Origin of the sequence: Bradyrhizobium sp. HKCCYLS3070, assembly GCF_051167575.1 — a bacterium.
Taxonomy (GTDB): domain Bacteria; phylum Pseudomonadota; class Alphaproteobacteria; order Rhizobiales; family Xanthobacteraceae; genus Bradyrhizobium.
On sequence record NZ_JBNPTI010000002.1, the window covers coordinates 488518 to 506106 of the forward strand.

The 17589-nt window shown below is 65.6% G+C and carries 18 protein-coding genes; 7 read left to right on the forward strand and 11 right to left on the reverse strand.

Features of this window, described 5'->3' with window-relative positions; genetic code table 11:
* Nucleotides 1–10 precede the first annotated feature (10 nt).
* On the reverse strand, nt 11–1027 hold the full coding sequence (locus ACQR03_RS10870) for a hypothetical protein (RefSeq protein ID WP_316159415.1): 1017 nt from the start codon (nt 1025–1027) through the stop codon (nt 11–13).
* Nucleotides 1028–1391: 364 nt separating this feature from the next.
* Here ACQR03_RS10870 and ACQR03_RS10875 point away from each other — a divergent pair, with 364 nt between their 5' ends.
* Entirely contained in the window at nt 1392–2630 is a 1239-nt protein-coding gene (locus ACQR03_RS10875) for a L,D-transpeptidase (protein ID WP_315717846.1), read from the forward strand.
* Nucleotides 2631–2712: 82 nt separating this feature from the next.
* Here the strand turns inward: ACQR03_RS10875 and ACQR03_RS10880 are convergent, their stop codons facing one another.
* Together ACQR03_RS10880 and ACQR03_RS10885 are read right to left on the reverse strand one after the other, a co-directional pair.
* A complete protein-coding gene (locus ACQR03_RS10880; RefSeq protein WP_434841298.1) occupies nt 2713–3675 on the reverse strand; it encodes a D-2-hydroxyacid dehydrogenase family protein in 963 nt (320 codons plus the stop codon).
* A gap of 124 nt (nt 3676–3799) precedes the next feature.
* On the reverse strand, nt 3800–4018 hold the full coding sequence (locus ACQR03_RS10885) for a hypothetical protein (protein ID WP_315717844.1): 219 nt from the start codon (nt 4016–4018) through the stop codon (nt 3800–3802).
* Nucleotides 4019–4322: 304 nt separating this feature from the next.
* On the opposite strand from ACQR03_RS10885, the gene ettA reads away from it, so the two are divergent.
* The 3 genes from ettA (at nt 4323) to ACQR03_RS10900 (ending at nt 8012) form a co-directional block, all read left to right on the forward strand.
* Nucleotides 4323–5972 carry an energy-dependent translational throttle protein EttA gene (ettA, locus tag ACQR03_RS10890; protein ID WP_315717864.1) on the forward strand — a complete coding sequence of 550 codons (1650 nt, stop codon included), beginning with the start codon at nt 4323–4325 and terminating at the stop codon, nt 5970–5972.
* Between the two features lie 142 nt (nt 5973–6114).
* Nucleotides 6115–6693, forward strand: a complete 579-nt coding sequence (locus tag ACQR03_RS10895; RefSeq protein WP_315750243.1) for a TIGR00645 family protein — start codon at nt 6115–6117, stop codon at nt 6691–6693.
* Nucleotides 6694–6824: 131 nt separating this feature from the next.
* Nucleotides 6825–8012, forward strand: coding sequence for a lytic murein transglycosylase (locus tag ACQR03_RS10900; protein WP_316173042.1), 1188 nt, complete (start codon nt 6825–6827; stop codon nt 8010–8012).
* Nucleotides 8013–8099: 87 nt separating this feature from the next.
* Here the strand turns inward: ACQR03_RS10900 and ACQR03_RS10905 are convergent, their stop codons facing one another.
* Nucleotides 8100–8381: a hypothetical protein gene (locus tag ACQR03_RS10905; protein WP_257169446.1), complete on the reverse strand. Its 282-nt coding sequence runs from the start codon at nt 8379–8381 to the stop codon at nt 8100–8102.
* A gap of 214 nt (nt 8382–8595) precedes the next feature.
* Nucleotides 8596–8916 (reverse strand): hypothetical protein, encoded by a 321-nt coding sequence (locus ACQR03_RS10910; protein ID WP_316173030.1) that lies wholly within the window; start codon nt 8914–8916, stop codon nt 8596–8598.
* Nucleotides 8917–9545: 629 nt separating this feature from the next.
* On the opposite strand from ACQR03_RS10910, the gene ACQR03_RS10915 reads away from it, so the two are divergent.
* A complete protein-coding gene (locus ACQR03_RS10915; RefSeq protein WP_315717838.1) occupies nt 9546–9830 on the forward strand; it encodes a (2Fe-2S)-binding protein in 285 nt (94 codons plus the stop codon).
* A gap of 120 nt (nt 9831–9950) precedes the next feature.
* The gene (gene bfr / locus ACQR03_RS10920) at nt 9951–10436 is read left to right on the forward strand and encodes a bacterioferritin (RefSeq protein WP_315717837.1); all 486 of its coding nucleotides are present in this window, start codon (nt 9951–9953) and stop codon (nt 10434–10436) included.
* 95 nt (nt 10437–10531) lie between these two features.
* On the opposite strand, the gene ACQR03_RS10925 is transcribed toward bfr, so the two are convergent.
* From ACQR03_RS10925 to ACQR03_RS10945, 5 genes are all read right to left on the reverse strand, one after another.
* Complete coding sequence (locus tag ACQR03_RS10925) at nt 10532–10843, reverse strand: DUF3240 family protein (RefSeq protein ID WP_316173032.1); 312 nt, start codon at nt 10841–10843, stop codon at nt 10532–10534.
* On the reverse strand, nt 10840–13914 hold the full coding sequence (locus tag ACQR03_RS10930; protein WP_434841297.1) for an efflux RND transporter permease subunit: 3075 nt from the start codon (nt 13912–13914) through the stop codon (nt 10840–10842). The genes ACQR03_RS10925 and ACQR03_RS10930 overlap by 4 nt, the downstream gene beginning before the upstream one ends.
* Nucleotides 13915–15036: an efflux RND transporter periplasmic adaptor subunit gene (locus ACQR03_RS10935; RefSeq protein ID WP_315717834.1), complete on the reverse strand. Its 1122-nt coding sequence runs from the start codon at nt 15034–15036 to the stop codon at nt 13915–13917.
* Nucleotides 15037–15217: 181 nt separating this feature from the next.
* A complete protein-coding gene (locus tag ACQR03_RS10940) occupies nt 15218–15571 on the reverse strand; it encodes a hypothetical protein (protein ID WP_409977983.1) in 354 nt (117 codons plus the stop codon).
* 21 nt (nt 15572–15592) lie between these two features.
* Nucleotides 15593–16654 carry an alpha/beta fold hydrolase gene (locus ACQR03_RS10945; RefSeq protein ID WP_434841296.1) on the reverse strand — a complete coding sequence of 354 codons (1062 nt, stop codon included), beginning with the start codon at nt 16652–16654 and terminating at the stop codon, nt 15593–15595.
* A gap of 96 nt (nt 16655–16750) precedes the next feature.
* Here ACQR03_RS10945 and ACQR03_RS10950 point away from each other — a divergent pair, with 96 nt between their 5' ends.
* The gene (locus ACQR03_RS10950; protein ID WP_315717862.1) at nt 16751–17023 is read left to right on the forward strand and encodes a DUF2277 domain-containing protein; all 273 of its coding nucleotides are present in this window, start codon (nt 16751–16753) and stop codon (nt 17021–17023) included.
* A gap of 19 nt (nt 17024–17042) precedes the next feature.
* Here ACQR03_RS10950 and ACQR03_RS10955 read toward each other — a convergent pair whose 3' ends face one another.
* On the reverse strand, nt 17043–17570 hold the full coding sequence (locus tag ACQR03_RS10955; RefSeq protein ID WP_315827118.1) for a collagen-like protein: 528 nt from the start codon (nt 17568–17570) through the stop codon (nt 17043–17045).
* Between the last annotated feature and the right edge of the window lie 19 nt (nt 17571–17589).

Here is a 17589-nt window from a genome sequence, read left to right on the forward strand (position 1 = left end):
CTGGCTCCGCCTATCGCGTGCGCGGCCCGGCAGCCTGCTGGCCGACCGCCTGCGGTTGACCAAACGGCTGCTGTCCGAATGGATCGGGGAAGGCAGTCTGTTGCTGCTGGGCGGCAGCGGCTTGCCGAGCCGACCGGAGCCGCTGGGCGATGCGCCGCTGCTTGGCGCGGCGCGCAGCGATCTGCTTCTCCCGGGCCTGGCGCTTCTTGAGGATGCTCCGGCGCAACTGAACGCTCGCGACCTTCACCGAGGCACGATGCTCGCTGGCGGCAGGCCGCTCCTGATGAGCCGGCTGTTCGGCCAGCGCGGCGAGCTTGGCCGCGATCGGATCGAGCACCGCCGGAACGGGCGCGAGCGCGGTTGAAGCGACGGCTGCGGTCGTCATCATCGGATCGGCGCTGGCGATGACCTGAGGAACTGGCGGCGGTGGTGCGACCACGGCGGCCGCCGTTTCGCTCGACGCCCGCGGCGGGGCCGGCGCTGCAGTCTCGGGCGAGCTGTCCATGCTCGGCCTGTCGGACGCTTTTTCGACCGGAGCGACGATCGAAGCGGTCGTGTCCGGAATGGGGCGCTCCGGCTTGGTGCTCTCGATCCGGTCGTTCGTCGCGGACGCGGTCGCGACAATGGCGGAGGTGCGGGACGTGTCGACCGTTTCCGCGGGCAGCGAGGGCGTCGGCACGTCGGTAGCCACCGCAACGGGTGTCACTTCGGGCGCTTCTGTGAGCGGCGCCGCCGTCGACGGCGCGCTCGGCTGTTCGGACGTTGCCGGGGCAGCATCGGCCACGACCGGCGGCGGCGTCACCGGCGGTGTCGGAATCGAATCCACCCGCAGCACTGCGAGCACCGGCGTGGGCTCGGCCGGCGGTAGGAACGTCGTGAAGCCCGACGCCTGAGTCGTGCGCCAGGACGCGTTGCTGGCGAACTGCTCGTGGGCGGCGCGCAACAGGGCCGCGGCGCCCATGCCGAAGATGGTGAGAGAGATGGAACAGACGATCGCGGCGACCAGAAAACGAAAGCCGGGAAGCATTGACGGTAACTCTCGCCACGGCAGCGGGGACTGCCGAGACATTCGAGCCAGTAGGGAACGCGGTGATCACAGGGAATAGCCGCGTTCGCGACGAGGCCGGCTTCTGCCGTGCATCGCGAATCAGGCTCAGGTCAGAATACCGGAAGTGTTCCCGCCCGCTCGGCAAATCACGGCATCGATAGGGCCTGCGGGGGCTTCGCCGCACTTTTTCGGCGGCGTGAGACTTCCGTGCAACGACGGAGACATGATCACAAATTGCCGAAGTCGGGCCGCTCTGGCCGGAATTGTCTTGAATGCGCCGCTATCTTCGGCCATCTGGCACAGCAAAGGTCCCAATCGGCGGCTTGGGGATACTGCAAGGGCGATGATGATCAGACAAATCCTGACGGTTTGCGCGGTCGCGGCAGCGGGCGTGACGGCAACTTCGTTTGCCGAGGCACAGCAGGTCTATCAGACCGCGCCTGGAGCGTATTCACCGGCGCCGACGCCCTACCCGGCCGACGCGCGCGGGCAGGGGCAGGATTTTGACGCGCTCGACGATGAGGATGCGCCCGGCAATTCCGCGGCGTTGCCGCCACCCGGCCCGGTGATCTCGCCGGACGATCCGCGCTACGGTCGTCCAGCCAATGCGCCGGTTTATGGTGCTGCGGCTCCGACCGGTCCCATCCTTTCTCCCGACGATCCCCGATATGGACGTCCGGCCGGTGCGACGGTCTATGGGGCCGCTCCGACCGGCCCGGTGATGTCCCCGGATGATCCGCGGTATGGCCGCCCGGCTGGTCCGCCCCCGGTGATCTACGGTGATCGTCCCGCCTCCAGCCAACAGGCCTATGGTGGCGCCTATGGCAACAGCGCGCCCGGTGGCGACGCAGGCGCGCCGCGGCCGCCCGGCGCCGTCGGTGGCGCTCCCGCCGTCGCGGGCGCGGCGCAGGCCCCGTCCGCCGGAGATCGTCCGATGACGGTAGCAGCTCTGCCGCCTGAGGAACAACCCGACGCGGCGCCAGCGCCGCTGCCGGCGAACCTGCGCCGCCAGGAGGTCGACTTCGTCACCAAGGAGCCGCCGGGAACGATCGTCGTCGATACGCCCAACACCTACCTCTATCTGGTGCTCGGCAACGGCCGGGCGATGCGCTACGGCGTCCGCGTCGGCCGCGAAGGCTTCACCTGGACCGGCGTGCAGAAGATCACCAAGAAGACCGAGTGGCCGGACTGGTATCCGCCGAGCGAGATGATCGAGCGGCAGCCCTATCTGCCGCGCTTCATGGCCGGCGGGCCGGGCAATCCGCTCGGTGCCCGCGCGATGTATCTCGGCTCGACCGTGTACCGCATCCACGGCACCAACCAGCCGTCGACGATCGGCAAGTTCGTGTCCTCCGGCTGCATCGGCATGCTGAACGACGACGTCGCCGACCTGTTCGACCGGGTCAAGGTCGGCACCCGCGTGGTCGTGATGCCGGGCGGTGCGCCTCCGGGTTCCGGCAAGAACATGGCTGCTGCCGCGGCCTCTCCGGCTCCGGCGCCCGTCCAGGCCCAGGCGACTGTGCCGGCGGCTGGCCAGCCCGCCAACATGCAGCCGCTGCCGCCGCCGGTGACGATCCGCTGAGGCGGGCGTGGTGCGCGCTGATTACGTTGAAAACACCCTCCTCGCGGAGGGTGTTTTGCTGTGAGGGCCGCGCTCGCCTGCTTCAAGCCAGCCGGCGCGGCGGCTCGGCTCCTGCGAGCCAGGTGGCGATACAATCGACCATCTGGCCGTAATGGGCGCGAAAACTCTCCTCGGTGACGTAGCCGAGATGCGGCGTGAGCACGACATTGCCGAGCTGGCGCAGCGGATGGGCGACGGGCAGCGGTTCCACCGAGAACACGTCAAGGCCGGCGCCGGCGATGCGCTTGTCGCGCAGCGCCTGCAGCAGTGCGGCCTCGTCGACGATCGGCGCGCGCGAGGTGTTGACGAGATAGGCGGTGGCCTTCATGCGCGCGATGTCGGCCGCGCCCACCAGCCCGCGTGAGCGGTCGCTGAGCACGACGTGGACGGTGATGACGTCGGCGGCGGTGAACAGCTCCTCCTTGGTCGCGTAGCCTACTCCTGCCGCCTTGCAGCGTTCGGGGGTCAGGTTGGGGCTCCAGGCGATCACGTTCATGCCGAACGCCTTGCCGAGCTCTGCGACCTTGGTGCCGAGCTTGCCCAGCCCGATCACGCCCAGCGTCTTGCCCTCGATCTCCACGCCGCCCAGCGTCTGCCAGGGCTGCCCGGCATGCATGAGAGCATTCTCCTGGCCGATCCTGCGGGTCAGCTCCAGGATCAGGCCCATGGTGAGCGCTGCGGTGGGGTCACGGCCATATTGCGTGCCGCAGACCATGATGCCGCGCGCCTTGGCGGCCTCCAGGTCGATGGCGGCGTTGCGCATGCCGGAGGTGATCAGGAGCTTCAGCTTCGGCAACCGCTCGATCAGGGAGCGCGGCAATGGCGTCCGCTCGCGCATCGCACAGATGATGTCGGCATCGGTGAGCGCGCCGGCGGCCGCTTCCTCGTTGCCGAACGGCTGTGTGAAAGCCGTCACATCCACTCTGTCGGCCAGCCGGGGCCAGTCGGCCAATGAGAGGGCCGTATCGTAATAGTCGTCGAGGATCGCACAGCGCAGCCGTGTCATCGGCAGGGTCCATTCATCGGGGGACGGCGGCAATGGTGAATGCCGTCAGGAATGGAGCCATGCTTGCGCGCAACGCGGTGGTTGCGCAAGGCATCGTCACGCTCTCACGCGGAACCAGGAGACATCAGTCGAGGCGGGTCTTCAGCCTGAACGCGGCGTCATGGCCGTACTTGGCGCGCCAGGCGGGGCCGGGGCCGCGCATGTAGTGCAATTCTGGCCGGTACGGGTTGAAGGCGCGCGCGACGAATTCGCGCCAGAAGCCGCGGATGTCGTCCGCGATCCCAGATCGGTCTTTGCGGTGTGCCGCCGGAGCGGGCAGGGAGGCTGAGGTGAAGGCTGCCATGACGGGCTCTCGCTGTTGTCGGTCGCGGCTTTTGCCGCTTGGGCGCGCGGGGTCTTGCGGGCCGAGACCGAGTGTCCCGCCGAATTAATTAAAAGATGGTTGCAATTGTCGTGATCCGCCACACACAAGGTGATGGACCCGTATTCGTCCGTGGGCGGCAGGCCGGGCCGGCGCAGGAACGACCGTGATTCTCCCGGCATTTGTTCCCGCCGAGACCGGCTCGCCGGTTGCCCTTTGGGGACCGCGCGGTTACATCAGCGGCAACCATTTTCCGAAAATTCCGGCAGGCTTCAAGGGACACGCGATGGCGCGCCAGTTCGTCTATTTCATGCAGGGTCTGTCCAAGACCTACCCGACCCGCAAGGTGCTCGATAACATTCACCTGTCGTTCTATCCGGACGCCAAGATCGGCGTGCTCGGTGTCAACGGCTCGGGCAAGTCGACCCTGCTCAAGATCATGGCCGGTATCGACAAGGACTATACCGGCGAGGCCTGGGTGGCCGAGGGTGCCCGCGTCGGCTATCTCGAGCAGGAGCCGCAGCTCGATCCGAAGCTCACAGTGCGCGAGAACGTCATGCTCGGCGTCGGCAAGCAGAAGGCGATCCTCGATCGCTACAACGAGCTGGCGATGAACTACTCGGAAGAGACCGCCGACGAGATGACCAAGCTGCAGGACGAGATCGAGGCGCAGGGCCTTTGGGATCTCGACAGCAAGGTCGACCAGGCGATGGATGCGCTGCGCTGTCCGCCCGACGATGCCGACGTCACCAAGCTGTCCGGTGGTGAGCGCCGCCGCGTCGCGTTGTGCAAGCTGCTGCTCGACCAGCCCGAGCTGTTGCTGCTGGACGAGCCGACCAACCATCTCGACGCCGAATCGGTGTCCTGGCTCGAAGGTCACCTGCGCAATTATCCGGGCGCGATCCTGATCGTGACCCACGATCGCTACTTCCTCGACAACGTCACCAGCTGGATCCTGGAGCTCGATCGCGGCAAGGGCATCCCCTACGAGGGCAATTATTCCTCCTGGCTGCAGCAGAAGCAGAAGCGGCTGGAGCAGGAGGGCCGCGAGGATGCCGCGCATCAGCGCACTTTGGCGCGCGAGCAGGAGTGGATCGCGGCCTCGCCGAAGGCCCGCCAGGCCAAGTCCAAGGCGCGCTACCAGCGCTATGAGGAGCTGCTCAAGAAGGCCAGCGAGAAGCAGACCCAGACCGCCCAGATCATCATTCCGGTCGCCGAGCGGCTCGGCCAGAACGTCGTCGATTTCGACGGATTGTCCAAGAGCTTCGGCGACCGCCTGCTGATCGACAATCTCACCTTCAAGTTGCCGCCGGGCGGCATCGTCGGCGTGATCGGTCCGAACGGCGCCGGCAAGACCACACTGTTCCGCATGATCACCGGGCAGGAAAAGCCGGACGCTGGCACCATCACCATCGGTGAGACCGTGCATCTCGGCTATGTCGACCAGTCGCGCGACGCGCTCGATGGCAACAAGACCGTGTGGGAGGAGATCTCCGGCGGCAACGAGCTGATCCTGCTCGGCAAGAAGGAAGTGAACTCGCGCGGCTATTGCTCGGCGTTCAACTTCAAGGGCGCCGACCAGCAGAAGAAGGTCGGGGCGCTGTCCGGCGGCGAGCGCAATCGCGTGCATCTCGCCAAGATGTTGAAGTCGGGCGCCAACGTGCTGCTGCTCGACGAGCCGACCAACGATCTCGACGTCGACACCCTGCGTGCGCTCGAAGAGGCGCTGGAGGATTTCGCCGGCTGCGCCGTCATCATCAGCCACGATCGCTGGTTCCTCGACCGCATCGCGACCCACATGCTGGCCTTCGAGGGCGACAGCCATGTCGAATGGTTCGAAGGAAACTTCCAGGACTACGAGAAGGACAAGATGCGCCGGCTCGGCCAGGACAGCGTGATTCCGCACCGGGTCAAGTACAAGAAGCTGACGCGCTGATCCCTGATCTCGCGAGGCGCGACGCGGTCTCTGTTCCGAGACAAAGCGTCGCGCCCCGGCTGCGGCCAGTTGTCGCTTTTCCGCGTGCTGCGATTGCGTAGATACATGATCCGCAATCCCTCCCAGCCGCGAGATTCTTCACATGTCTTCCTCCGACGCGACCCTGTCCTCCAAGGGCGGAGCGCTGCGCCCCATTCCCATGCTGATCTTCGGCTCGCGCTGGCTGCAGCTGCCGCTCTATGTCGGGCTGATCATCGCGCAGGGCGTCTATGTCGTGCTGTTCCTGAAGGAGCTCTGGCACCTGTTCGCGCACGCGTTCGATTTCTCCGAGCAGCAGATCATGCTCGCCGTGCTCGGACTGATCGACGTGGTCATGATCTCGAACCTGCTCGTGATGGTGATCGTCGGCGGCTACGAAACATTCGTGTCGCGGCTCAATCTGCAGGGCCATCCCGACGAGCCGGAATGGCTCAGCCACGTCAATGCCAGCGTGCTGAAGATCAAGCTGGCGATGGCCATCATCGGCATCTCGTCGATCCACCTGCTGCGCACCTTCATCGAGGCCGGCGCGCTTTCGTCGGGCAAGTCGAACTACACCGAGACCGGCGTGATGTGGCAGACGATCATCCACACGGTCTTCATCCTCTCCGCGATCGGCATCGCCGTGGTCGACAAATTGTCGAATGCCGCGATCGAAGAGGCGAAGCAGGCGGGGCATTGAGCGGCAGCCTCGGGTTCCGTCGGTGGCCTGCTGACGTTCACAAGTGCCGCGGGCTATGGTAGCCCTGAGGCATGGTTCGGCAGCTGCTACTCCGTTTGCGCAGGCTCGTTCTCGTCGGTCTGGCGCTCTGCATGTTCGGCGATGGCCAAGCGAGCGCGGCTGACGCCGCCTTCACGCAGTTCATCAACTCGCTCTGGCCCGAAGCCAAGGAGCAGGGCGTCTCCCGCGCGACGTTCGAGGCGGAGACGCGCGGGTTGGAGCCTGACTACAAGCTTCCCGATCTGCTGCTGCCCGGCCGGCCCGTGACGGGGGCGCCGGCGCAGGCCGAGTTCGTGCAGGTGCCAGCCGACTACATCAAGGAAGCGTCGATCGCGCGGCTGGCCGCGCACGGCGAGAAGCTGATCCAGCAATATCGTCCGGCGCTCGCCGAGATCGAGCGCCGCTTCGGCGTGCCGGGGCCGGTCGTGCTTGCGATCTGGGGCCGGGAGACCGATTTCGGCCGCTATGCGCTGCCCTACGATGCGCTGCGCGTGCTGGCGACGCAGGCCTATGTCGGCCGCCGCAAGGACCAGTACCGCACCGAGTTCATCATGGCGCTGAAGATGCTGAGCGACGGCGTGGTGTCGCGCCGCGATCTCAGGGCGTCATGGGGCGGGGCGGTCGGGCTCACCCAGTTCCTGCCGTCGGAGTACTACAAGCACGGTGTCGATCTCGATGGCGACGGCAAGGTCGATCTCTGGCATTCGGTGCCGGACGCGCTGGGCTCGGCGGCGCTGCAGCTTGCCAACAAGGGGTGGCAGCGCGGCCTGCGCTGGGCCTACGAGGTCAAGCCGCCGGCGACTGTCGACTGCGCGATCGGCGTGCCGGAGGTGAAGAAGCCGATCGGCGAATGGCTGCGCGCCGGCTTTGTCCCGGTACGCGGCCAGCGGCTCAGCGCAGCCGAGCAGCAGCAGCCCGCGTCGCTGCTGCAGCCTGAGGGCATCTATGGTCCGGCGTTCCTGACGACGGCGAACTACTTCGTCATCAAGGAATACAATTTTTCCGATCTCTATGTGCTGTTCGTCGGTCACCTCGCGGACCGTATGACGAGCCCGGCTCCGTTCGCGACACCATGGTCGGCGTCAAAGCAGCTTCGGAGCAAGGACGTCGAGGCGATGCAGAAGGGCCTGACGCGGCTCGGTCTCTACGGCGACAAGCTCGACGGCAAGGCCGGCATGCAGACCCGCGCCGCGCTCGGCGCATTTCAGAAGAAGGCGGGCCTGAAGGTCGACTGCTGGCCGAGCGAATCGGTGCTGCAGGCGATCAACGCCGCGCGCTGAGCGGCCGATTCGGTGCGAAGGCCGGAGCCGGCAGTAAAAAGCCCGGCCGCAAGGCCGGGCTTTTCGCATCGAGATGTATCGTCAGGATCAGTAGCAGACGCGAACCGGGCGGGACACCCAGCCATAGCCGTCCCAATAGCGCTCACGGCGCCACACGCACGGCGGCGGGCCCGGCGGAGGGGCTTCGACGTAGACCGGACCGCCATAGGCCGGACGGCTGGACGCGATCGCGCCGCCGAGCAGGGCGCCGCCGATCAGGCCGGCTGCCACGCCGGCACCCACGTCGCCAGCCTTTGCGGCCGGTGCCGTCACGCTCAGCGAACCGGCGATGGTCGCAACCGCAAGCACTGCGGTCAGGATCTTCTTCATGTTCCGAGATCTCCTGGAAGGCGCCCTCGCAGGCGCCGGGTTGGTGATTCACGCACGATCTGGGCCGTCAGCATCGTGAGAAAACACGACAATCCGTCAACCCTTCGTAAACTCTGTTCGACCTGATGCGACGGAAAAACGGTTTTTTCTGGCCGTGCCGGCCACCGCTCTCGAAATTCCGGTGCAAGGTCATGGAATTAATGAAGGTGAACGATCACTCGCAAACCCGGACGCGGCGAATCCGCCAGCCGTAGCCGTCCCAGAAGCGCTGGCGCTGCCAATAGCAGGCGTAGCCAGGATCGGCGACGTAGGCAGGCCCGCCGTAATAGGAGTAGCCCGGTTCGTAAGAATATCCGGGCCCATAATAATAGGGATTGCTGCCCGCAGCGATGGCGCCACCGATGAGGGCACCCCCGAGCAGGCCGGCAGCGACACCGGCGGCGACACGACCATTGCGCGCTTCAGCAGGAGCAGGGGCCAGCGCTGCAGTCGACAGCGTTGCGACGGCGGCCAGGGCCGCAATAGTCTTCTTCATGACCTTAACCTCTCTCACTCCAGGTCGGCGGATCGCGTATCAAGCGATACGGCAGGTTCACACATCCCGCTTGAATGATCAATGAACGGGGGCGTCCCATTGGACGACCCAAGTCCAGGATACGTTCAATGCTGCATTGCACAAAATTCACTACCGCATTGGAGCTGGCATGACCCCCACAATGGCGATGGTCGTGGCGATCGGATTGACGTCGGCCGTCTGCTACGCGCTGTTGGTTCGTGCCGACCGCAGGCCCAACCGCCGTCGTTCGTCCGCGGACAGTACCAGCGTCGACTCCGACGGGGGGTCCAGCTCCAGTCAGGGCGGCGGTCTCGCAAGTTGGTTTTCCAATACCTCGCCGGACGTCATGGGAAACCCGATCGACGGCGGAGGTGACAGTGGCGACGGTGGTGGAGGGGACGGTGGTGGTGGCGACTGAGTTGCGCCTGCTCGATCGCCGCCCACCATTGTTATTCGGCGGTAACTTTGATCTGCGGCAAGCTCGTACAGTTGGAGGCATTCTAGATTGATCGGGAAATTGGAATAGCTTCAAAAGCGCCGTTTTCCCTTTGCGCGGGTAGCTGCGGATGACTATCGATACCTGACCAAGGACGATTGGCCGGTTTCTCATGATTGTTTGTTCCTGCAACGTCATCAGCGATCACGATATCCGCAACGCGGTGAAGTCCGCGGACGAACTGCCGCGGAACCCCAAGCAGGTCTACGGTTGCCTGGGGTGCAGCGCGGAATGCGGCCGCTGTGCGCGCACGATCAAGACGATCATCGACGAGGCGCTGGGTCCCTGTGCTCGCGCCTGCCAGGCCGGCTGTCAGCACGGCCACCACCATGGGACGACACCGGTGAAGGCGATCGATGACGACCTTCAGAGCCGTTTCGCGCTCGCTGCCTGCTGACAGGCATTGCCGTCAGTCGCATCGTTCTCCGCCCGAAAAATGCACATGAACGGGGGTCGTCTCCGCACTTCGAACCTGTTATTGAGCGCCTGCGGCCTCTAACTTTTTCGGAGCTTATCCATGCAGGGCGACCCCAAGGTCATCGAATATCTCAACAAGGGATTGCGCAGCGAGCTGACTGCCATCAACCAATATTGGCTGCACTATCGTCTGTTGAACAATTGGGGCCTTCTCGACATGGCGAAGGTCTGGCGCAAGGAATCCATCGAGGAGATGGAGCACGCCGACAAGTTCACCGACCGCATTCTCTTCCTCGACGGCTTCCCCAACATGCAGGTGCTCGATCCCCTGCGCATCGGCCAGAACGTCAAGGAGATCATCGAATGCGATCTCGCCGCCGAGATCGGTGCGCGGACGCTGTATCAGGAAGCCGCAACCTATTGTCATGGCGTCAAGGACTATGTGTCGCGCGACCTGTTCGAGCAGCTGATGAAGGACGAGGAGCATCACATCGACTTCCTCGAGACCCAGCTCGACCTCATCAACCGCATCGGTCTCGAACTCTACACGCAGAAGCACGTCGGCGGCCTCGAGAGCGAGCACTGACGGCGTCGGCGAGGCGGCAGTCCGCTTCGGAACGGGTGGCGATTCAGGGCTGGTGTTTCAAGCCTTGAATCGACCGCCCCTGACGTCGAACCCGCTCACGCGATGATGCCGAAGGCAGTGACGGGTACGACCCAATAGACGAGTTGCGTTCCCGCAAACGCGCTTCTGAGCCGCTCGAGAAGCCGCTCGAGATCCTCTTCCGCCAACACGATCCGCACGACGACCTCGTCGGCATGTCCTTTCACCCGCTCTGCAGCGCTCCGCAGCCGGACGCGCGCACCGTGTCCGGCTGCTTCCGAGGCGGTGAAGCCCGTCACGAGATCGGTCTGCTCGCTCAGATGGTCGAGCACCTCGCTGTGAAGCGCATCCGGCACGATCAGGGTCAGGCAGACGGCTTGGCTGCTCATGTGGCTTCCTTCGCAGTAGCGCCGTAGCGGCGATACAGGATCGGCAACAGGATCAGCGTCAGCAGCGTGGACGACAGCAGGCCGCCGATCACGACGATCGCGAGCGGACGCTGGACCTCCGATCCGGGCCCCGATGCAAACAGCAGCGGGATCAAACCCAGCGCCGTGATGCTCGCCGTCATCAGCACAGGCCGCAGCCTGCGCTTGGCGCCTTCGACCACGATGCGCTGCTCGGGGACCCCGTGAGCGCGCAACTGGTTGAAATAAGACACCAGCACGACACCATTGAGCACGGCGATTCCGAGCAGTGCGATGAAGCCGACGGAGGCTGGAACGGAGAGGTATTCACCGCTCGAGACCAGCGCGAACACGCCGCCGATCAGCGCAAACGGAATGTTGACGAGGACGAGCAGGGCCTGGCGCACCGAGCCGAACGTGGTGAAGAGCAGCACGAAGATCAAGCCGATCGCGACCGGCACCACGACCGATAGACGCGCGGCCGCACGTTGCTGGTTCTCGAACTGCCCGCCCCATGTCAGCCGATAGCCGGACGGCAGCGGCAGCTCGGCTGCGACCCTTTGCTGAGCCGCCTGGACGAAACCGACCATGTCGCGGCCGCGGACATTGCTGCGAACCACGCTCATGCGGTTGCCGTCCTCACGATCGATCTTCACCGGGCCATCGACCCGCTGGATGCGTGCGACCTGCGAGAGCGCAACATGCTGGCCGGACGCAAGCGTCAGCGGCAGCGCCGCCAGCATCGTCGGCGCCTGCCGCGTGGCCTCGCCGCCGCGGACCAGGATCGGCGTCCGGCGTCCCTCCTCGAGCGCGGTGCCGATCGTTCGGCCTTCGATCTGCGTGCGCAGGGAGGCCGAGATCGAGTCCACCGTGAGCCCGAGCCTGCCCGCCTCCATCCGGTTGACGACGATCGTGTAGTACTGCGCGCCTTCGTTAAGGGTCGTGTAGACGTCCTGGGCTCCATCGATATCGGATAGAATCGCCGACAGTTTCGCTGCGATCTCGTTGAGCTTGGTGATGTCCGGGCCGAAGATCTTGACCGCGACGTCGCCGCGGACGCCGCTGATCATCTCCTGCACGCGCATGTCGATGGGCTGCGTGAAGCTGAGCGAGACACCGGGGAAGCCGGTCAGAACCTCGCGAAGCGTCTCGAGCAGGACATCCCGGTCGCTGGTCTGCCGCTGGTCTGCCGGCTTGAGCACCAAGAACGTGTCGGTCTGATTGGGTCCCATCGGATCGAGCCCGAGCTCGTCCGAGCCGGTGCGCGCGATGATGCCGGCGACGTCTGGCACCTTCATCAACGCCATCTGCAGCCGGGCATTGATGGCGAGGGACTCGTCGAGATTGACGGACGGCAGCGTCTCCACGCTGACGATGACGTCGCCTTCGTCCATCGTCGGCATGAAGGTCTTGCCCAGCCGGGTGTAGCCATATCCCGCGGCAACGAGGCAGACCAGCGCCGCGATGATCACCTTGCGCTCGTTGCCGAGCGCCCAGTCGAGCGCGGGCGCATAGACGCGCTGTGCTGCGCGGATCAGCAATGGATCGTCATGCGACGCGGATGTGAGCACGAAGGATGTTGCGACCGGAAGCACCGTCAGCGCCAGCAGCAGCGACGCGGCCAGGGCGAAGATGATCGCCAGCGCGACCGGAATGAAGAGCTTGCCCTCCAGCCCCTGCAAGGTCAGCAGCGGAACGAACACGATGATGATGATCAGGACGCCCGAGGCGACCGGCTGCAGAACCTCGCAGACCGAGCGGTAGACGATGTGGATCAGCGGCGTGGTGCTTGCGTGATCGTGCTTTGCGAGATTGCCGACGATGTTCTCGACCACCACGACCAGCGCGTCGATCAGCATGCCGATGGCGATCGCAAGGCCGCCGAGACTCATCAGGTTGGCGGACATGCCGACAGCCCGCATCACGATCAGCGCCATCACGATCGCGAGCGGCAGGCTGAGCGCAATCACCAGCGAGGCGCGCCAATTGCCGAGGAACAGCAGCAGCAGCACCACGACGAGCACCGTGGCTTCGCCAAGCGCCCGCACCACCGTGCCGACGGCGCGGTTGACCAGCCGGCTGCGGTCGTAGAACACGTTGATGGTGACGCTGCTCGGTAGCGACGGCTTCAGCTCATCCAGCCGCGCCCGAACGTCGCGCACCAATTGTCCGGCGTTGGCCCCGCGCAAGCCGAGCACGAGCCCCTCGACCGTCTCGCCCTTGCCGTCTTTCGTGACGGCGCCATAGCGGGTGAGGGCGCCGATCTTGACCCGGGCGACGTCGCTGACCCGGATCGGGATTCCGTCGCGGGTGTCGACGATGATCGCGCGGATGTCGTCGATGCCGCGGATGCTGCCCTCGATGCGGACCAGCGCGCTGTCCTCGCCCTGGTTGACCCGCCCGGCACCGTCGTTGCGGCTGTTGGCCTCGATGGCTTTGCGAAACAGCTCGGACGAGATGCCGCGCGCCGCCAGCGCATCGTTCCGCGGCACGATTTCGAAGGCGCGAACATAGCCGCCGAGCGCGTTGACGTCGGCAACCCCGGGCACGGTGCGCAGGGCCGGGCGGATGACCCAGTCGAGCAAGGTCCGGCGCTCGGCCAGCGACAGATCGGGACTGTCGATCGTGAACATGAACATCTCGCCGAGCGGACTCGTGATCGGCGCAAGGCCGCCGCTCACGCCCTCGGGGAAGTCGCGCGAAATGTTGGAGAGCCGCTCCGAGACCTGATTGCGGGCCCAGTAGATGTCGGTGCCGTCCTCGAAGTCGACGGTGATGTCGGCCAGCGCATATTTCGTCGCCGAGCGCAGGATCTTCTTGTTCGGCAATCCGAGCAGCTCCAGCTCGATCGGGACCGTGATGCGCTGCTCGACCTCTTCCGGCGTCAGACCGGGGGCCTTCATGATGATCTTCACCTGGACCGGCGAGACGTCCGGAAAGGCATCGATCGGCAGGCTCGGCAGGACGACGGCGCCAGCGCCGATCACCAGCAGTGTGCTCAGGATGACGAAGAGCCGCTGCGACAGCGCGAATGCGACAAGCCGCTGTAGCATCTACTGCCCCAGTCGCGAGAGGATGCCGCGCAGCGCCGAGATGCCGCCGATGGCGATCTCGTCCTTGTCCGTGAGGGGGCCGGCGATGACGACGTGATCCTGATCCTCCGCGAGCAGCGTCACGGGGACGAGCCGGAAACCGCCTTCCGTGGCGACGAACACCGAGGTCTGCTCGCCGCGACGGACGAGGCCGCTATAGGGAATCTCCCATGCGCTTTCGCCTGCCGAGATGAAGCCGATGCGAGCGGCCGCCATCTGTCCGGAATGCAGCTCACCGTTGTTTGGAATCTCGGCGCGGACGAGAATGGTCTGCGTGGCGGCATCTGTCGTCTCGGACACCAGGATGACCTGGCCCGGTGTCGCATAGCCTTCGATGTCGACCTTGGCGCCGGTCTTGATGGCGCCGATGTTGGTCGCGGGGATCGCGATCTCGGCCCATAGCGGCGACAGCCGCGCAAGCTTTACCAGGGACGCGGCCTGCTCAAGGCGCTGGCCCGGCGATACCGCGATCTCGACCACGGACGCGGCGCGTGGCGCCGTCACGGTGAGTGTCGCGCTGATCGCCGCCTCATTGCTGAGCCGGGCGATGGCTTCGTCCGACAGCCCGCTGATGTGCAGCATCTGCCGTCGTTCGGCGACGACGATGCTGGCCTGGCGCGCTTCGGCCTGGCTCGACTCCAGCACGCGTTGCGGGATGGCTTTGCCTTCGAACAGGTCGGCGTTGCGCTTCAACTGCTGAGCCGCGAGTCCCTCCTGTGCCAGCGCGTGCAGGTAATCGCGCTGGAGCGAGACGAAGCTCGGACTCTCCAGCGTGAGCAGCGGCTGTCCGACGGTCACGCGATCGCCGCGGGCAACAGCGAGGTTGGTGATCATCCCCGCGACCGGCGCGCTGACGACCCATAGTTGAGGCGTGGGAATGACGATCTGCGCGGGATAAGGCAGCGTCCTGTCCATCCGGCTGGAGATCGGATGCGTCACGCGCACGCCGAGGTTCTGCGCCTGGCTTGGCGTGAGCTTCAGCTCATCATCGGCCAACGCAGCGCAGGACGCGACGACGAGAGCCAGCGCGAGAGACGCGCGGGCCAGACGGCCTGCGGACCGGAAAAACAATCGCTTGAGCATTTCGATCAGGAATCTTCGCGTTCATGCATGACGCATTCTGCACACTATTTCGGCCAATTTCCGTATTTGTTGACCTGCGTCAACAGGGTCCGGTCACGAGCCCGCGAGCCGAGCTGAAAATCTCGCTTGAGACCTGTCTTGTCGCTAACGACTCGCAGCAGTCGCAGTCAGATGGCGCACATCATACCGCATCGGCGGGAACGAAACAGCTGATGATGATGTCGCCGCGGTGATGGACGTACCACACCACGGCTTCGCCGATCGGGTTGCCGCGGTCGCGGATGATGGCGCGTTCCGGCACTGGCATCCACCGGCCTTCGATCGGTACCCAATAGGTGCCGTCACGGACGTCATAGGTGGTGCGGTGGCCGTCGGAGACATCGCAGCATGGCACGCCGTTCGGCGCGATCACGCTCTTGAACCACGCGCGGATGTCGGGCGGGACGTTGTCGAACTGCCCGTTGTCGAAGGCGGCCGCGACGGTCGCGCAGGCGAACGAGCCGATCGTGACAGCGGCCAGCATCGTCCTGCGCATTCGTTTGCTCCCTCCGCCGATCTACATGCCGCGCTGCGGCGCCGTCGCCAGCAAGTCGCGCAGCGGCTCGGCGTAGAACTTCGCATTTCCGGTGGTCAGGTGGCCGCGCGTTTCGGCCGAGGTCGGGATGAGGAAGAGCTTGCCGTTGGCGACGCGCTTCATCGCGTCGACCGTGACGCCGGTCTCCGGCGGATTGCGCTCGTCGTCGGCCGAGTTGATCAGCATCACGGTTGCCTTGATCTTGTCGAGATCGGCGGACGGATTGTAGTCGTGCGAGGAGTCCCACTGATAGATGAAGTCGTTGGCGTCGGTGGGGATCGGCGTGGCGAGCCGCTCCTCGACCAGCTTGTCGGCCTTGGCGGCGGTCGGTGCCGTGAGCTGGTAGGCGATGGTGCCGCCGGCCGAGGCGGTGGCGTAGGCCGTGACGGCGTATTTCATCATGCGCGGCTGCGCGGTGTAGTTGCCGCCGTTGTAGTCGGGATCGTTGCGGATCGTCTCCAGCATCAGCCGGCGCAGCATCCAGTTGCGGGCCGCCATTTCGGTCGGCTGCGAGGCCATCGGCACCGCGACGTCCATGAAGTCCGGATAGCGCGTGGCCCACACCCAGCTGTGCATGCCGCCCATCGAATTGCCGATCACGAGCCGCAGGTGCTTGATGCCGAGCCCCTCGGTCAGCAGGCGGTGCTGCGCGTCGACCATGTCGGCATAGTCATAGGCGGGAAATTTCGTCTTCAGCCCGTCGGAGGGTTTGGACGATTTGCCGTGGCCGATGCTGTCGGGGATGATGATGTAGTATTTGCTCGCATCGAGCGGCTGCTCCTTGCCGAACAATTCGCCGGCGAAGGTCGGCACCAGCATGCTTCCGCCTGAGCCGCCGGTGCCATGCAGCACCAGCACCGGCTGCCCGGTCGGCTCGCCGACGGTCGTATAGTGCAGCCTCAGCTCCGGCAGCGTCTCGCCGGTGTGAAACTTGAAATCCTTGACGACGAAGTCGCCCTGCTTCGGGGCGGGATAGTCGGCGGCGCGGGCCGGCGCGCAAACAACGACGACGGCGGCAAGAACGGCGGCAAGCGGTCGAAACATGGACTCCCCCTGATCATGCGCGACTCTTCCGGCCGCGTCGGAGGCATGATAGCACGGTCTGCGACCTGGTTCAGTACCGGATTGATGGGACTCATCATGTGCCGCAACATCAAGACGCTGTTCAATTTCGAGCCGCCGGCGACGGAGGCTGAAATTCAGGCCTCGGCCCTGCAATTCGTGCGCAAGCTGTCCGGCTTCAACGCGCCCTCGCAGGCCAACGAGGCCGCCTTCGCCCGCGCGGTCGAGGAGGTGGCCGACGCCGCGCGACGGCTCCTGACCTCGCTGCAGACCCAGGCGCCGCCGCGCGACCGCGAGATCGAGGCGGCCAAGGCGCGGGAACGCTCGGCGGCCCGGTTCGGCCCGCGCTGACTCTGACGGAGGGCGAAGCTCAGAACCCCTCGTCGTCGTGGTCGCCGCGCCCCTGGGCGTGCTTGTCGTGCTTCTTCTTTTTCTTGCCCTTCTTCTTTTTCTTCTTCTTCGGGAGGTCGATGTCGTGCGGATCGTCGTCCTCGAAGGCCTCGTCCAGTGCATCGTCATGCGTGGTGGCGGCGAAGATGTCGCGCACCGCGACCAGCTCGGCCTCGCGCTCATGCGCCTCGCGATCGCGGTTGCGCTTGTAGTCGTCATAGGCGGCGAAGATCTGCTCCAGCCAGGGCATCAGCTGATCGATCGTCGGCAGAGTGCCTGGCGCTCCCGGCTCGCCCTGCGGACCTTGCGGTCCGGCAGGTCCCGGCTTGCCTGGCGGACCGGCCTCGCCGCGGGGCCCCTGCGGACCGGGCCTGCCTTGCGGACCCGCCTTGCCGTCGGGACCGGGCTTGCCGCGCTGACCATCCGGTCCGCGCCGCCCGGGCTGCCCTTGCGGGCCACGTGGACCCACCGGGCCCTGCAGGCCGCGTCCGGCCGGATTCCTTGCCACTACCGCAACTCCGCTACAC

Bases quoted from the DNA above. Each gene is read 5' to 3' on its own strand.
- ACQR03_RS10870 (WP_316159415.1), bottom strand. From the start codon at position 1,027: ATGCTTCCCGGCTTTCGTTTTCTGGTCGCCGCGATCGTCTGTTCCATC.
- ACQR03_RS10875 (WP_315717846.1), top strand. From the start codon at position 1,392: ATGATGATCAGACAAATCCTGACGGTTTGCGCGGTCGCGGCAGCGGGC.
- ACQR03_RS10880 (WP_434841298.1), bottom strand. From the start codon at position 3,675: ATGACACGGCTGCGCTGTGCGATCCTCGACGACTATTACGATACGGCC.
- ACQR03_RS10885 (WP_315717844.1), bottom strand. From the start codon at position 4,018: ATGGCAGCCTTCACCTCAGCCTCCCTGCCCGCTCCGGCGGCACACCGC.
- ettA (WP_315717864.1), top strand. From the start codon at position 4,323: ATGGCGCGCCAGTTCGTCTATTTCATGCAGGGTCTGTCCAAGACCTAC.
- ACQR03_RS10895 (WP_315750243.1), top strand. From the start codon at position 6,115: ATGTCTTCCTCCGACGCGACCCTGTCCTCCAAGGGCGGAGCGCTGCGC.
- ACQR03_RS10900 (WP_316173042.1), top strand. From the start codon at position 6,825: ATGTTCGGCGATGGCCAAGCGAGCGCGGCTGACGCCGCCTTCACGCAG.
- ACQR03_RS10905 (WP_257169446.1), bottom strand. From the start codon at position 8,381: ATGAAGAAGATCCTGACCGCAGTGCTTGCGGTTGCGACCATCGCCGGT.
- ACQR03_RS10910 (WP_316173030.1), bottom strand. From the start codon at position 8,916: ATGAAGAAGACTATTGCGGCCCTGGCCGCCGTCGCAACGCTGTCGACT.
- ACQR03_RS10915 (WP_315717838.1), top strand. From the start codon at position 9,546: ATGATTGTTTGTTCCTGCAACGTCATCAGCGATCACGATATCCGCAAC.
- bfr (WP_315717837.1), top strand. From the start codon at position 9,951: ATGCAGGGCGACCCCAAGGTCATCGAATATCTCAACAAGGGATTGCGC.
- ACQR03_RS10925 (WP_316173032.1), bottom strand. From the start codon at position 10,843: ATGAGCAGCCAAGCCGTCTGCCTGACCCTGATCGTGCCGGATGCGCTT.
- ACQR03_RS10930 (WP_434841297.1), bottom strand. From the start codon at position 13,914: ATGCTACAGCGGCTTGTCGCATTCGCGCTGTCGCAGCGGCTCTTCGTC.
- ACQR03_RS10935 (WP_315717834.1), bottom strand. From the start codon at position 15,036: ATGCTCAAGCGATTGTTTTTCCGGTCCGCAGGCCGTCTGGCCCGCGCG.
- ACQR03_RS10940 (WP_409977983.1), bottom strand. From the start codon at position 15,571: ATGCGCAGGACGATGCTGGCCGCTGTCACGATCGGCTCGTTCGCCTGC.
- ACQR03_RS10945 (WP_434841296.1), bottom strand. From the start codon at position 16,654: ATGTTTCGACCGCTTGCCGCCGTTCTTGCCGCCGTCGTCGTTGTTTGC.
- ACQR03_RS10950 (WP_315717862.1), top strand. From the start codon at position 16,751: ATGTGCCGCAACATCAAGACGCTGTTCAATTTCGAGCCGCCGGCGACG.